The sequence below is a fragment of the Polaribacter sp. HL-MS24 genome (genome assembly GCF_032758595.1).
Taxonomy (GTDB): domain Bacteria; phylum Bacteroidota; class Bacteroidia; order Flavobacteriales; family Flavobacteriaceae; genus Polaribacter.
On record NZ_CP136415.1, the window covers coordinates 1,148,235 to 1,162,963 of the forward strand.

13 protein-coding genes and 1 pseudogene are annotated in these 14,729 nt (G+C 36.6%); 4 read left to right on the top strand and 10 right to left on the bottom strand.

The window, feature by feature from the left end; genetic code table 11:
- Positions 1–8 precede the first annotated feature (8 nt).
- Entirely contained in the window at positions 9–1,520 is a 1,512-nt protein-coding gene (locus tag RRF69_RS05490) for an SGNH/GDSL hydrolase family protein (RefSeq protein ID WP_316941026.1), read from the top strand.
- 89 nt (positions 1,521–1,609) lie between these two features.
- On the opposite strand, the pseudogene RRF69_RS05495 reads toward RRF69_RS05490, so the two are convergent.
- Positions 1,610–2,825 (bottom strand): annotated as a pseudogene (locus RRF69_RS05495) (aminotransferase class V-fold PLP-dependent enzyme).
- A gap of 95 nt (positions 2,826–2,920) precedes the next feature.
- On the opposite strand from RRF69_RS05495, the gene RRF69_RS05500 reads away from it, so the two are divergent.
- Both RRF69_RS05500 and RRF69_RS05505 read left to right on the top strand, forming a co-directional pair.
- Positions 2,921–3,571 (top strand): hypothetical protein, encoded by a 651-nt coding sequence (locus tag RRF69_RS05500; protein WP_316941027.1) that lies wholly within the window; start codon positions 2,921–2,923, stop codon positions 3,569–3,571.
- A 45-nt stretch (positions 3,572–3,616) separates the two neighbouring features.
- On the top strand, positions 3,617–4,243 hold the full coding sequence (locus RRF69_RS05505; protein ID WP_316941028.1) for a serine hydrolase domain-containing protein: 627 nt from the start codon (positions 3,617–3,619) through the stop codon (positions 4,241–4,243).
- Positions 4,244–4,336: 93 nt separating this feature from the next.
- Here RRF69_RS05505 and sufD read toward each other — a convergent pair whose 3' ends face one another.
- The 9 genes from sufD to RRF69_RS05550 form a co-directional block, all read right to left on the bottom strand.
- Positions 4,337–5,650 (bottom strand): Fe-S cluster assembly protein SufD, encoded by a 1,314-nt coding sequence (gene sufD / locus RRF69_RS05510; RefSeq protein ID WP_316941029.1) that lies wholly within the window; start codon positions 5,648–5,650, stop codon positions 4,337–4,339.
- A 37-nt stretch (positions 5,651–5,687) separates the two neighbouring features.
- The gene (locus RRF69_RS05515) at positions 5,688–5,834 is read right to left on the bottom strand and encodes a hypothetical protein (protein WP_316941030.1); all 147 of its coding nucleotides are present in this window, start codon (positions 5,832–5,834) and stop codon (positions 5,688–5,690) included.
- A 100-nt stretch (positions 5,835–5,934) separates the two neighbouring features.
- Positions 5,935–6,684 carry a Fe-S cluster assembly ATPase SufC gene (gene sufC, locus RRF69_RS05520; protein ID WP_316941031.1) on the bottom strand — a complete coding sequence of 250 codons (750 nt, stop codon included), beginning with the start codon at positions 6,682–6,684 and terminating at the stop codon, positions 5,935–5,937.
- A gap of 85 nt (positions 6,685–6,769) precedes the next feature.
- The gene (gene sufB / locus RRF69_RS05525) at positions 6,770–8,215 is read right to left on the bottom strand and encodes a Fe-S cluster assembly protein SufB (protein WP_316941032.1); all 1,446 of its coding nucleotides are present in this window, start codon (positions 8,213–8,215) and stop codon (positions 6,770–6,772) included.
- Positions 8,216–8,468: 253 nt separating this feature from the next.
- Positions 8,469–8,798, bottom strand: coding sequence for an iron-sulfur cluster assembly accessory protein (locus tag RRF69_RS05530; RefSeq protein ID WP_316941033.1), 330 nt, complete (start codon positions 8,796–8,798; stop codon positions 8,469–8,471).
- 106 nt (positions 8,799–8,904) lie between these two features.
- Entirely contained in the window at positions 8,905–9,975 is a 1,071-nt protein-coding gene (locus RRF69_RS05535) for a cytochrome-c peroxidase (protein WP_410479468.1), read from the bottom strand.
- 5 nt (positions 9,976–9,980) lie between these two features.
- The gene (locus RRF69_RS05540) at positions 9,981–10,745 is read right to left on the bottom strand and encodes an MbnP family protein (protein WP_316941034.1); all 765 of its coding nucleotides are present in this window, start codon (positions 10,743–10,745) and stop codon (positions 9,981–9,983) included.
- A gap of 2 nt (positions 10,746–10,747) precedes the next feature.
- Positions 10,748–12,007 (bottom strand): hypothetical protein, encoded by a 1,260-nt coding sequence (locus RRF69_RS05545; RefSeq protein ID WP_316941035.1) that lies wholly within the window; start codon positions 12,005–12,007, stop codon positions 10,748–10,750.
- Positions 12,008–12,085: 78 nt separating this feature from the next.
- Positions 12,086–13,525 carry a choice-of-anchor B family protein gene (locus tag RRF69_RS05550; protein WP_316941036.1) on the bottom strand — a complete coding sequence of 480 codons (1,440 nt, stop codon included), beginning with the start codon at positions 13,523–13,525 and terminating at the stop codon, positions 12,086–12,088.
- A 107-nt stretch (positions 13,526–13,632) separates the two neighbouring features.
- Here RRF69_RS05550 and thiL point away from each other — a divergent pair, with 107 nt between their 5' ends.
- On the top strand, positions 13,633–14,679 hold the full coding sequence (gene thiL, locus RRF69_RS05555) for a thiamine-phosphate kinase (protein ID WP_316941037.1): 1,047 nt from the start codon (positions 13,633–13,635) through the stop codon (positions 14,677–14,679).
- Positions 14,680–14,729 lie beyond the last annotated feature (50 nt).

Consider the following 14,729-nt stretch of genomic DNA (forward strand, 5'->3'; position numbering starts at 1 on the left):
TTATTTCAATGAAAAATTATAAATATATAGGGTTGTTCCTTTTATCATTAGGATTGGTTTCCTGTGATGTCAACAACGAATTAGACGAGATTGAAGCAGAAATCGTAGAGGAGGTTTTATTAAGTACCAACGGACTTGATTTCTCAAAATATGTTTCTATTGGAGCATCATTTACTTCTGGATATTCAGATGGAGCTTTATTTATAGCGGCACAAGAAAATTCTTTTCCAAATATTTTGGCAGGGAAGTTTGGAACCGATTTTACCCAACCTTTAATGAATGATAATGTTGGAGGAATGGTATTTGGAGCTTCGGTAGTTTTAGAGCCAAGACTGTATTTTAATGGAGCTGGACCTGCACGTTTGGCTGCGACTCCAACCACACAAGTAACCGATGTAATTTCGGGACCTTTTAACAATATGGGAGTTCCTGGTGCCAAAAGTTTCCACTTAGGAGTTCCTGGCTATGGGACTTTAAACCCATATTTTGGCAGAATGGCTTCTAGTCCTACAGCTACGGTATTGGGAGATGCTTTAGCACAAAGCCCAACCTTTTTCACCTTATCAGAAATTGGAGGAAATGATGTTTTAGGATATGCAACTTCTGGAGGTTCTGGTGTAGATCAAACAGGAAATTTTGACCCTTCAACGTATGGAGGGAATGATATTACAGATCCAAATGTCTTTGCACAAGTTTTTTCCGGAATGGCTATTGCTCTAACAGCAAATGGAGCAAAAGGTGTTGTGGCAAACGTACCTTATGTTACCTCATTGGCATACTTTACTACGGTACCTCACAATCCTGTTCCTTTAGACGCAGCAACGGCAGCATTTGTAAACGGTGCTTATGCGGCGTATAATGGCGGAGTTCAACAAGCTTTTGGAGCTTTGGTAGGATACGGATTAATGACACAAGAACAAGCTGACGCAGAGGTAGCACAAAGAACAATTTCTTTTGCAGCAGGTCAAAATGCTGTTGTGATTGTAGATGAAGATTTAACAGATTTAGGAGCTATCAATCCTGCATTTGCAGCAATTCCTCAATACAGACAAGCAACGGCAAATGATTTAATTGTATTGACTGCGGCGTCATTTATAGGAACTTTAGCAGACCCTAACAATCCAGTAACGGTGAATGGTGTTGGTGTTCCTTTGGCAAACCAATGGGTTTTAACTGCCAAAGAGCAAGCCAAAGTAAAAACGGCAACAGATGCTTATAACAACACGATTGAAGCAATTGCAAATGCAAATCCAAATCTAGCTTTAGTCGACTTCAAAGGAGTTTTACAAGAAGCTTCTACAGGAATTCAGTTTGATCAATATGTAATGAATACAAGCTTGGTTTTTGGAGGCTTGATAAGTTTGGATGGAGTTCACTTAACAGCGAGAGGGTATGCTTTAATGGCAAACAAAATCTTAGCTGCTATGGATGCTGAATTTGGTTCTAACTTTACAATGGCCACTGGAGGTTTGGCGAAAGCGAAAGACTATGTAACAAATTTTTCTCCAATGTTACCATAAACATTGAGAAATATGAGATGAAAAAAAGGTTGTGCATTGGCACAACCTTTTTCTATGTAAAATTTACAGATGAAAGCCCTTCAGAAATTTTATGAGAGCATTAAAATTGCTCTTTTAAGAGCTGAAATGAAAGTATCAATTTCATCTTTGGTATTGTAAAAAGAAAAGGAAGCTCTGATGGTTCCTGGAATTTTATAGAAATCCATAATAGGCTGTGCACAGTGATGTCCAGTTCGGACAGCAATCCCTAATTTGTCTAAAATTACCCCAATATCATAGGGGTGAATTTCACCAACATTAAAAGAAATTACGGCTGTTTTGTGTGTGGTTGTTCCATAAATTTTCACACCTTCAATCTTTAAAAGTTCCTGAGTTCCATAGTTTAACAATTCGGATTCGTAAGCAGCAATGGCATCAAAACCAATAGAGTTCATATAGTCTAAGGCAACACCAAAAGCGATTCCTCCACAAATATCTGGTGTTCCAGCTTCAAATTTATGCGGCAATCCAGCATAGGTTGTTTTTTCAAAAGTAACGGTATCGATCATTTCTCCTCCACCTTGATAGGGAGGGAGTTTTTCTAGCCATTCTTTTTTTCCGTATAAGAAACCGACTCCCGTAGGGCCGCATAGTTTATGGGCCGATGCCACATAAAAGTCAACATTTAAAGCTTGTACATTGGGTTTTATATGGGGGGTTGCTTGAGCTCCGTCAATCAAAACAGCAGCACCAAATTGGTGTGCTTTTTCAATAATTTCCTCAATAGGGTTGACAACTCCCAAGGCATTTGAAACATGATTGCAAAACACAATTTTGGTCTTTTCGTTCACCATATTGTGATAAGTATCCATTTGTAAAGAGCCGTCCAAATTCATTGGGATGACCTTTAAAAGAGCACCTGTTTTTTCACAAAGCATTTGCTAAGGGAACAATATTTGAATGATGTTCCAAAGCAGAAACAATAATTTCATCTCCTTTTTTAAGAAAGGAAGCAAATCCAGAAGCAACTCGATTAATACTGTCGGTGGTGCCAGAAGTCAAAATAATTTCATACGCATGGGCTGCATTAAAGTGCTGCTGTACCTTGATACGAGCTTCCTCGTACTTGTCGGTAGCCTCTTGGCTTAAGCTGTGAACGCCTCGGTGAATGTTTGCATTGTAATTGCTGTAATAATCAACAATCGCATCGATTACAATTTGCGGGGTTTGTGAAGTTGCCGCATTGTCAAAGTACACCAACGGTTTTCCGTTGACCATTCTTTTTAGAATTGGGAAATCTTCACGAATTTTGTCAATATGTATCATACCAATTGTATTTATAGTGCAAAGATAAAGGTTGAGTTTTTAAAGTTTTGATAAACTCAATATGTTTTTCTTATTTTTACATCACTAAAATAAAAATGATGATAATTTTAAAGCGAATTTTACTTTTACTGGTCCTTTTTGTAAGTGCCATTGTTATTTATAATTATCCAAAATTAAATATTCTTGCAGGTTATTCTGCAAAAAGTACGGCTTCCTCTGTTTTTTTAGCGAAGCGAAGTTTAGCGTTTACAGATCAGAATGACAATAATTTTTCACCCGTGCATTTGGCAGCCGATGCCGTAGATCTTGAAAAGAAGACAGCCACTTCGTCTGTTTTGGGATTGCTGACAAGAAAAGCCATCATGCGAGAAGGTTTGGGATCTGTTTTAACGCTCACTGAAGCCGACGAAACCGCCCCTTATTTAGTTCCTAAGCGATCAAAAACAAAGAACCACACAGAACCCTACCCTTATGGAAGTGCGGCCCCAAAAGATACTGTTTTCACAAATATAGATTATGAAAGAGTTGAAACTTCGGTCAATTCAATTTTTGGAAGTGATCAAACGAGAGCTGTGGTGGTGCTTTACAAAGATCATATTATTTCTGAAAAGTATTCACAAGGCTTTGATGCTTCCTCCAGAATATTAGGCTGGTCGATGACTAAAAGTATTTTGAGTACAGTTTTTGGAGTATTGGCACATCAAAAAAAAATAAACATTCAAGACAAAGCTCCCGTTGCCTCCTAGCAAGATGATGCTAGAAAAGAAATTACCATTCATCATTTATTGCAAATGAATTCGGGCTTGGAGTGGGATGAGAACTATGATGAAATCTCCGATGCTACCAAAATGTTATTTTTAGAACGAGATATGACGAAAATGCAGGCAGAAAAACCTTTGGTAGGGAAGCCTAATGAATCTTGGTATTATTCCTCTGGCACAACCAATCTATTGTCGGGAATTCTGCGGTCACAGTTTGAAAGTCATCAAGCATATTTAGATTTTTGGTATACCGATTTGATTGATAAAATAGGAATGCACTCCATGATTTTAGAGGCCGATTTGGCAGGGAACTATGTTGCTTCTTCCTATGCTTGGGCTACTGCAAGAGATTGGGCAAAATTCGGATTGTTGTACCTACACAACGGGAACTGGAATGGCGAACAATTATTTAGCAAAGATTGGGTTGCATATGCTACTACTCCCACACCCACCTCTGAGGGAAGCTATGGAGCACAGTTTTGGTTAAATACAGAAAAGCAATTTAAAGATGTACCTAAAAGCATGTATTATGCAGATGGATATCAAGGGCAGCGAGTCTATGTTTTTCCTGATCAAGAAATGGTCATTGTCCGTTTTGGATTGTTGAATTTTGACGAAAATTTGTTTTTGAAGGGGGTTTTGGAAAGTATAAAGTAGCATTTCAGAATTGCCGACTCCTTTTTTCAATGGAATAAAAAAAACCACACAATTTGTGTGGTTTGTATTATTTAACAAATGCAAGAAGAATACTTACAAATCAAAGCCAATATCAACACCTAGTTTTTTGGCAATCAACTTGGTAATTCGTTGTTTTACTTCTGGTATTTTTACGCTCTCCAACACTGTATTTGCAAAGGCATACATCAGCAAAGCTTTTCCTTCCTTTTTTGGAATTCCACGTTGTTGCATATAAAACAAAGCATCGTCATCCAATTGTCCAATGGTACATCCGTGAGAACATTTTACATCATCAGCAAAAATCTCTAACTGAGGTTTTGCATTGATGGTCGCTTTGTCACTCACTAAAACATTGTTGTTTTTTTGGTATGCATTGGTTTTCTGTGCCTCTTTTTCGACAACTACTTTACCATTGAACACTCCTGTTGAGCGTTCGTCATATATTCCCTTATAATCTTGATGACTTTCACAGTTTGGCTCAATATGATGCACCAAAGTATGGTGGTCTACATGTTGTTTTCCTTCAATAATAGTGATCCCTTTTAAAATAGAATCGATGTACTCTCCACGTTGGTAAAAGTTCAAATTGTTTCGGGTAATATTCCCTCCAAAAGAAAAAGTGTGCACAGAAACGATACTATTCGACTTCTGTTCTATATAAGAATTGTCTACCAAAGAAGCGTTGTTGTCATCATTTTGAATTTTGTAGTAATCTACAAAGGCACGTTTATCAGCATAAATTTCAGTTACTGCGTTCGTTAAAACAGGGTTGCTAGTCAAACTTTGATGACGTTCAATAATTTGAACATGAGAGTTCTCTTCAACAACGATTAAATTTCTAGGCTGCAATAGGGTTGCTGCTTCTGAACCGGTTGTAAAATTGATGATTTGAATCGGCTTTTCAACTTCCGTATTTTTAGGAATATGAATGTAAGCCCCTTCAGAAGCAAATGCTGTATTTAAAGAAGTTAAATTGTCTTGTGTGGCAATTTTATTGAAATAATTTTCAATAACCGCTTTGTACTTGGGTTTGGTTAAGGCAGAAGACATTAAGCAAACATCCAGTTTGTCGTGTGAAGTTTCTGATAAAAAAGAACTGTAGGTACCGTCTATAAAAATAATTTTATAGCTATCGATATCGTGAATAAAATACTTTTTTACATCGGCCAATTCAATAGAAACCTCTTTGTTTGGAAACAAACTGTAGTCCTGCTTTAAAACTGAATTTAAAGAGGTGTATTTCCAAGCTTCTAGTTTTTTGGTAGGAAAGCCTAATTTTTCAAAGCTCTGAAGCGCTTTAGAACGAATTTCATGAACATCTGAATCGATCTCTACTCGATTTTCAAAGGCTACGTAAGAGGCTACTAATTTATCTTTTAATTCCATTATTTTTACAAGTTTCAGGTGTAAAGGTTCTTTCTTTTCAAGTTTTCTCTCTTGAACTTCGGCCTTTAAAATCTCTTTTATTTAAATAGCTAATAAAATTTGCTGTCTTAATTGTTTTAATAGTTGCACTCTGTAATTCTTCTTCAGCAATATTGTCCTTTACGTAACCTGAAAAAGTATTCATCTCATTTTTAAGTTCAGTAGGTTGGAAATTTGCAAAATATGTTGAGATAAATTACAAGCAAGTTGCCAAAAAAAAAACGTATTCAACAACAGAAACGATATTAAACCAGCTCCTGTTTAATCCAATCATATCCTTTTGCTTCAAGCTCTAAGGCCAAAGAAGCGTCTCCAGATTTTACGATTTTACCATCGTGTAAAACATGGACAAAATCGGGAACGATATAATCCAACAAACGCTGATAATGCGTAATTACGATGACCGCATTGTCTTTCGACTTTAGCTTGTTTACTCCGTTTGCTACAATACGCAGAGCGTCAATATCCAATCCAGAGTCTGTTTCATCTAAGATGGCTAATTTTGGTGCTAGCATTGCCATTTGAAAAATTTCGTTTCGTTTCTTCTCTCCTCCAGAAAATCCTTCGTTTAATGAACGGGATAAAAATTTACGATCGATTTCTAATAATTCTGATTTTTCACGAATCATTTTCAACATGTCTTTTGCAGGCATGTCTTCCAGCCCTTTTGCTTTACGGGTTTCGTTGATGGCTGTTTTGATAAAGTTGGTTACAGAGACTCCAGGTATTTCTACGGGATATTGAAACGATAAAAACACTCCATTGTGAGCTCTTTCTTCTGGAGATAATTCGCTGATATCTTCTCCGTTTAATTCAATATTTCCAGCAGTTACTTCGTACTCTTCTTTTCCAGCGATAATGTTTGCCAAAGTACTTTTTCCAGCACCATTGGGTCCCATAATTGCATGAACTTCACCTGCTTTTACTTCTAAATTCAATCCTTTTAAAATTGATTTATCTTCGATACTTGCGTGTAAATTTTCTATTTTTAACATCTTATTATTTGCTATATGTTATGAGCGTTTCCTATTTTCTAATTTGATTCTCTTCAGCTGTAGTTGTGATTGAAAGGTGCGTTTCCTATCCCACAGAGCCTTCCAAACTAATCTCTAATAATTTTTGAGCTTCTACTGCAAATTCCATTGGGAGTTTGTTCAAAACCTCTTTACTAAACCCGTTTACAATCAATGCGATTGCTTTCTCAGTATCAATTCCTCGCTGATTGCAGTAGAACAATTGTTCTTCTCCAATTTTACTCGTGGTTGCTTCGTGTTCTACTTGTGCTGATTTGTTTTTTACTTCGATATACGGAAAGGTATGAGCGCCACATGCATTTCCCATTAATAAAGAATCACATTGAGAGAAGTTTCTTGCGTTTTCTGCTCTAGCTCCAATTTGAACCAAACCTCTATAACTGTTTTGAGATTTTCCTGCAGAAATTCCTTTTGAAATAATGGTTGATTTTGTGTTTTTCCCTAAATGAATCATTTTAGTTCCAGTATCTGCTTGCTGATGATTATTGGTTACTGCAATCGAGTAAAATTCGCCTACAGAATTGTTTCCTTTCAATATGCATGAAGGATATTTCCATGTGATGGCAGAACCTGTTTCTACTTGTGTCCAAGAGATTTTTGCATTGTTTTCACACAAGCCTCTTTTGGTTACAAAGTTGTAAACACCCCCCAATCCGTCAGCATTTCCTGGATACCAGTTTTGTACAGTTGAATATTTTATTTCAGCATCGTCTAAGGCAATTAATTCAACTACAGCTGCATGCAACTGATTTTCGTCTCTACTAGGTGCAGTACAGCCTTCCAGATAAGAGACAAAACTTCCTTTATCTGCAACCACCAATGTTCTTTCAAATTGTCCTGTTCCTCCTTGATTAATTCTAAAATAGGTTGATAATTCCATCGGACAACGCACTCCTTTTGGGATATAGCAAAAAGAACCGTCAGAAAAAACGGCCGAATTTAAAGCTGCATAAAAGTTGTCTGTTGTTGGGATAATGGTTCCTAAATATTTTCGAACCAATTCAGGATGTTCTTGAATGGCTTCAGAGATCGGCATAAAAATAATCCCTTTTTCTCCTAGTGTTTTTTTGAAAGTGGTCGCTACAGAAACAGAATCGACAACAATATCGACGGCAACATTTGCTAACTTCTTTTGTTCGTCTAAAGAAATTCCCAAACGTTTAAAAGTGTCCAATAATTCTGGATCAACTTCGTCCAAAGAATTTAGTTTAGGTTTTTTTGTTGGTGCAGAATAATAAGCAATGTCTTGAAATTTTGGTTTTTCATAGTTCACATTTGCCCATTCTGGCTCTTCCATTTTTTCCCAAACACGGAAAGCTTCAATCCTCCAATCAGTCATCCATTGAGGCTCGTTTTTCTTTTTAGAAATTGCACGAACCACATCTTCATTTAACCCCTTTGCAAAGGTTTCACTTTCAATATCTGTATAAAAACCGTATTCATACTCTTTGGTTTTTAATTCTTCTCTTAAGTCGTCTTCTGTATACTTCATAATTCAAAGTTCATTGTTAAAAATTCAAGGTTGTTTGTACTCACTTTTATACCTACTTCCTTGAAACTCACTTTTCTTTAAATAATCGATCAATTCACTTATCAATTTGTTCAAAACCAATGATTGTTCTTTTTATTTTTTAAGTCCTTCAGTAAAAGTGCTCATTATAGCGCTTGAAGAACTGTTTGTTTGACTGTATAATCTTTTTTAAATGTTGTGCCTACTGCTGTCGTATGCATCGTCTCCAAATTTTTTAAAGAGAAAATGACTCTCCACATCCACATGTTCTATTTGCATTTGGATTGTTAAACACAAATCCTTTTCCGTTCAATCCGCCAGAATATTCAAGGGTCGTCCCTACTAAATATAAAAAGCTCTTTTTGTCAACGATTATTTTGATATTATTTTCTTCAAAAACCTTGTCGTTTTCCTCTCTCTTATTGTCAAAAGTTAAGTCGTAAGATAAACCAGAACAACCTCCACTTTTTACACCTACTCGAACAAAGTCGATGGCAGCGTCAAAACCCTCATCGGTCATTAGCTCAATGACTTTTTTCTTTGCTGTGTCTGAAACTTTTATCATAATTTTAACTAGATTAAATCTAAATTGATTGCAAATATACAATTTAAGTCGTAAAAAAGAATGAAACTTTCATTTACAAGAACAATATTACTATTGGTTTTTTTGATTATTCTCTGAAGGCTGGATTATTGATAAATTCTGGATCTGAAAGGCTAAGTAAAAAGGCTTTTAAATCCATTTTTTCTTGAGGAGATAATCGAACGCCTCCTTGAGCTACTTTTTTCATTAAGGGATCGATGGTTGATGATTGCTTTAATCCGTTAGAATAATGATTGATGACTTGTTCTAAGGTTGTAAAGCGTCCATCATGCATGTAAGGTGCCGTAAAACGTAAGTTACGGAGCGAGGGAGATTTGAATTTTCCGTTGTCGTTGGGGTCTCCAGTAACAGCGCCCAAGCCAAGGTCAGAGAATGTAGCGTCCAAGCCATTATTGTGAAACTTATTATCTGTCCAAAGTGGATTTTGATTACTGCCATGGCAGTGAAAACAGTCTCCTTTCGCTTCGTCCATAAACACATCAAAGCCATTTTGTTCTTCAGAAGATAAGGAGGTTTCTCCTCTTAAAAAACGGTCAAATTTCGAATTTCCTGAAATAATGGTTCTTTCAAATTGTGCGATGGCTTTAGTGATTCCAATTGAGTCTATTTTTGAGCTCCCAAACGCTCGTGCAAACATATCTGGGTATTCTGGGCTTGCTGCTAGTTTTTCAGCAACTCTTTTCCAATTGGAGTGCATCTCTATAGGGTTTCTCACGGGTTCTAATGCTTGTCTTTCAAGACTCAGCTCTCTACCATCCCATGCAAAGCGCTCGTCAAAATTCCATGCAAGATTGAATATTGGCATTGCATTTCTGTTTCCAAAAACGCCATCGATTCCTTCACTAAACGGTTGATTTTCTGCAAATGAGTTTCGAGGATTGTGACAACTTGCACAGGATTGTGTATGGTCCCCAGAAAGGCGCTTGTCAAAAAATAATTTTTTCCCTAAGGCAACACCTTCCTCTGTAAGTGGATTATTTACAGGAAGTACGGGTGCAATTAATTTGCTTGCAAATAAGGACGGTATTTCTAAAGTATAAGGAACGGGGGTATACACCTCGTCTTCTTCTTTGGAAGCGCAATTCATCAAAAAAAGAAAGGAGAAAAGAAATAAATAGGTGTTTTTCATTGATTTCATTTTTTTTACTGAATGTATTGTGATGGATCTCCTAGGCTAAAAACAGATTTTCCATTTTGACTCATTAAAAGTTGTGCCTCAAAATTGGGCATTAAAACCGTATTTCGTTGATTCAAATCCCAGATATTAGGGTTTTTAAACCATTCTGCAATGTTCATTTTCACTTCAATTTCTTTAGAGTTCTTCACAGAAAGGACACCTAGCTCTACTTTAAATGAGGTATCTTGAAATACAATTGCATTTGGATTTTCTCTGTTTACCGCTCTAATTGCATGATAATTGAAGGGAGCTGGGGCTAAATTTTGTCCGATATATTTTCCGTCAAATTGCATGTAATGGTACCCTCCTCCCAACATGGTCGGAACATTGAAAGAGGCCGAATTTAAGTCGGGGTAACTTCCATCTGTATTTTGAGCGTCTGTAAAACCAAAGATAAAAGAAAGCGTGTAGGTTCCGAGAGGAACTTCAATCGCAGGAATATCAATTTGATTTTCTCCAAGATTGATTAATTGGTATTTTGAAAGCTCGAAGGTGTTGTTATTTGCATCGGTCAACATCACATTAGAAACGAGATATCTCAATCTTTCAATACTAATCTTTTCTCCATTTTCAGTTATAAATTTTAGAGAATTAAAATCGGCTGTGCTTACAGAAGTACTGTCCCAGAAATGAGAGAAATGGATGCCAACAGGTGCTTCTAGATCTTTTTTTGATGAGGTACACGAAAAAAGAAAAAGTAGACTTGCACAAAGGAATAGAACTTTTTTCATGGCTATTTTATTGTTATAATTAAGGCATCTGAAAAGCCTTTATTTTCGTTTAAATCGCCGTTAGAGCTTTGGGTTTCGCCAACAGCAATGATTGTATTATTATTGAGTTGTACTGCATCATACAAAAAATCGATTTCAGAACCTCCAATTGTTTTTTTCCACACGAGGGTCCCCTCTGCATTTATTTTGAGAACTAAAGCATCGTTCTGACCTTGATTTGTAAAACTATTGTCTTCACTTCGAGAACTTCCTGAAATAAGAAAACCGTTATCTTGAGTTTGAGAAACAGATCGGCCAACATCAAAACTAGATCCACCATAGGTTTTTTCCCAAAGTAAATCGCCCAAAGGACTCATTTTTACAACCCACAAATCGGCTGCGCCGTTAGTATTGGAAACATCATTGTTGGCACTTCTTGTATCGCCAACAATAAGAAAGTTACCATCATTTGTGTTTGTAATAGCTCTTGCTTCATCAATTTCTGACCCTCCAAAACTTTTTTCCCAAAGAAGATTTCCCTCGGGAGAAATCTGAAGCACCCAAAAATCATAAGATCCATTGTTGTTTGAGATGTCAATATCCGCACTGTCGGAGGAACCCACGATGATAAAATTTTTGTCTGCTGTTTCGATCACTCCAAAAGGAGTATCTGTATAGGATCCGCCAAAATAGTTCCTCCACAATAGTTCTCCATTTTCACTGAGTTTTATTGCCCAAATATCGCCACCCGCATGTCGTTGAGAATTTCGAGAATTGCCCTGCCCACCAGAAGCAGTCACGTCCAAAACTCCGGTAATTAAAAAACTGTTGTCTGAGGCTTGCAGTAAGGTCGTTCCAAAGTCGGCTCCCGAATACCCAAAGGTTTTACTCCAAGAAATAGTGCCTTGTGCATCGAGTTTAAGGATCCAAAAATCTTGTGATCCTGCATTTTCCAGCACATCTACATCTGAACTAGTACTATAGCCTAAAACAGCAAAGCCGCCATCATTGGTTTGAATAATGTCGTTCCCGCGATCGTCTTGGGTACCCCCAAAGGTTGTACTCCATTCGATGTTGCTTTCAGCATCCAATTTGAGGACCCAAAAATCAAAATTTTCATCGGTTTTGTCGGAAATATCTCCATCGGTACTTTGAGAATAGCCTAGAACAGCCGCTCCACCATCGATTGTTTTTACAACGGATTTTGCGATATCGTTTTTAGAACCTCCAACGGTTCTTGTTAAAATTATTTCTGCTAAGTTTGGAACAACTGTAGTCGTCAACAGCAACTCTTTTTTTGAACAGTTGTACAAGAAAAGAAAACTAAGGAAGTAGCAGATTTTTTTCATGAATTCAAAGCGTTAATCAATAATAATTTTTTGAGTAAGGTTGTCGTTAATTTTTATCAGATATATTCCACTATTTAGCCCTTTTGTATTTAAAATATATTGAGTTTTAGCAATATTTTTCTCATCCATTACCTTTTGTCCTAGAATTGAAAAAACTTGGATATTTTTAATAGTTTGGTTGTTGGATATGGTGATTGTTGCTTTTTCAGATACAGGATTTGGAGAAATAGAAAACGTTGTTTTTATCTTTTTGTTATCTAGGCCTAATGTTCCACTTTTTCGAATCACAAAAAAACCATTGTCAATATCACTGATAATAATATTACCGCTGGGGAAATAAGGATACACGTTCCATGTTCCATTAAAGTCAGTATTGTTGTTAGCTGGATAGGTGTCAAAATAGCCAATTTCTGTAAAGTTTTTGTTTTCTATATCAGACACTGCTATCATTCGAACACCTGCGTTATAATTTGCTTGATAATAAATATTGTCTTTTACATATCCGTTGTGGTCAATGGCAGCCGATGGGCCAAAATAATCGAAATGATGAACAGGGTTGTCTAAGTCTGTAAAGTCAAAAACAATAGTTTTTGTATTGTTTCCAATTCTTAATTCATCTAATTCATCGCCTAAAATGAAATATTTTAAATCCTCTGTAAACCAACCCTGATGCGCATATCTAACATTTGAATAACTAATTGTAGTAATTATTGTTGGGTTTGTTTTGTTTGTAACATCAGCAATTACAATTTCATTTTCATTACTTCCAATAAGAATTTCTTTGTTGGTATAATCTGTATCAGGGCCGTTGTACGTGATTACTTGCGCATCATGACTGTATCCGCCAGAGAGCAACCCTCCTTCCATTACTGGATTTATTGGGTCTTGGATATTTATAAATATAGGAGCGCCACCATAGGTCAAATTCCTGTTAGTTCCCACGATGTAAGCATATCCGCTTTCTTCATTAATTACGATGTTATGGGCGCTTCCAAATTCTGTAAAATGTGCATCTGCACTAAATTCTACAGGAGGGCTAGAGACGTTTCTCAATCGTGTTAAATCAAAAACTTGCATTCCATGGTTAGAAGCCTCACTTACAATAAATGCATGAGACTTATATACTTTTACATCTCTCCATGGACTATTAGAGGTACTTGTTTTTAGAGTTCCTAAAATAGTTAGTGCAAGGGGATTGGTAATATCAATAAAAGTAATGCCTTTATTTGTGCCCATTAAAGCATATTCTTTTTGTGTCTGTGGATCTGTCCAACCCCAACTATCATTTCCTTCAGTACCAAAACTTCCAATGGTAAAAAGCGAAACATGAGAAAGTAAATCATATCCATTACATGGATAGTCTCCTGCAAAACCGTTTTCACAGGGTGTTTGTGCTTTTACAAATACCGATGATACAAGCAAAAAGCAAAAAAAAGAAAGGGAATTTTTCATAAAAAAAAGGTTTATACATACAAATGTACTGTTATTCTTTTTTTAGCAGGACAGAACTATGTTAAAGTAAGTCGGACAATTGATAGGAATGTGATTATCTTTGCAGTATGTTAGAAGATAAAAATCCACAAAAAACTTCATTATCTGAACTCGGTGAGTTTGGATTGATCAACCATATTACACAATTTTTTAGTGTCAAAAACACCTCTACTACCTATGCAATTGGAGATGATGCTGCAGTGATTTCAAATACCGATGAAACCTTAGTAACGACGGATTTGTTGATTGAAGGAGTTCATTTTGATTTGAGCTATATGCCTTTAAAGCATCTTGGGTACAAGGCAGTGATGGTCAATCTTTCGGATGTCTATGCGATGAATGGAAAAGCAACACAAATTACTGTTTCAATTGCTGTTTCAAACCGGTTTCCTTTAGAGGCGATTGAAGAGTTGTATGCAGGAATTCAGTTGGCATGCGATACTTATGAGGTGGATTTGGTAGGTGGAGATACAACCTCGTCAACCAAAGGAATTCTAATTTCTGTAACGGCTATTGGAACGGCCAAAAAAGACGACATTGTTTATAGACACGGTGCAAAAGCGACCGATTTAATTGTGGTTACCGGAGATTTAGGAGCAGCTTATTTGGGTTTGCAAGTTTTGGAAAGAGAAAAGCAAGTTTTTAAAGTAGATCCAAACAACCAGCCCGATTTAGATAGTTATACCTATTTAATTGAGCGACAATTAAAACCTGAAGCTCGAAAAGACCTTGCAGGATGGTTGAAAGAATTGGAGGTTAATCCTACTTCGATGATTGATATTTCTGACGGACTTTCCTCTGAAATTATGCATATCTGTTCACAAAGTAAAGTTGGGTGTAAACTCTACGAAGAGAAGTTGCCTTTAGATCCGCAGGTGATTTCTACTTGTGAAGAATTTGAATTGGATTCTACCATGGTGGCTTTAAGCGGAGGAGAAGATTATGAAATTCTCTTTACAGTACCTATTGCCGATTTTGAAAAAATAAAAGGGAATCCTAATTTCTCTATCATCGGTCATATTACTGAAGAAAATCAAGGGCTCAATTTGGTTACGAGAGCGGGACAAGAAATTGAACTCAAAGCACAGGGCTGGAACCCTTTGAAAGGGGAATAGTGTTTGGATGAAAATGAACAAAAATTTTATTGTTGAGTGTCGTTATGCAT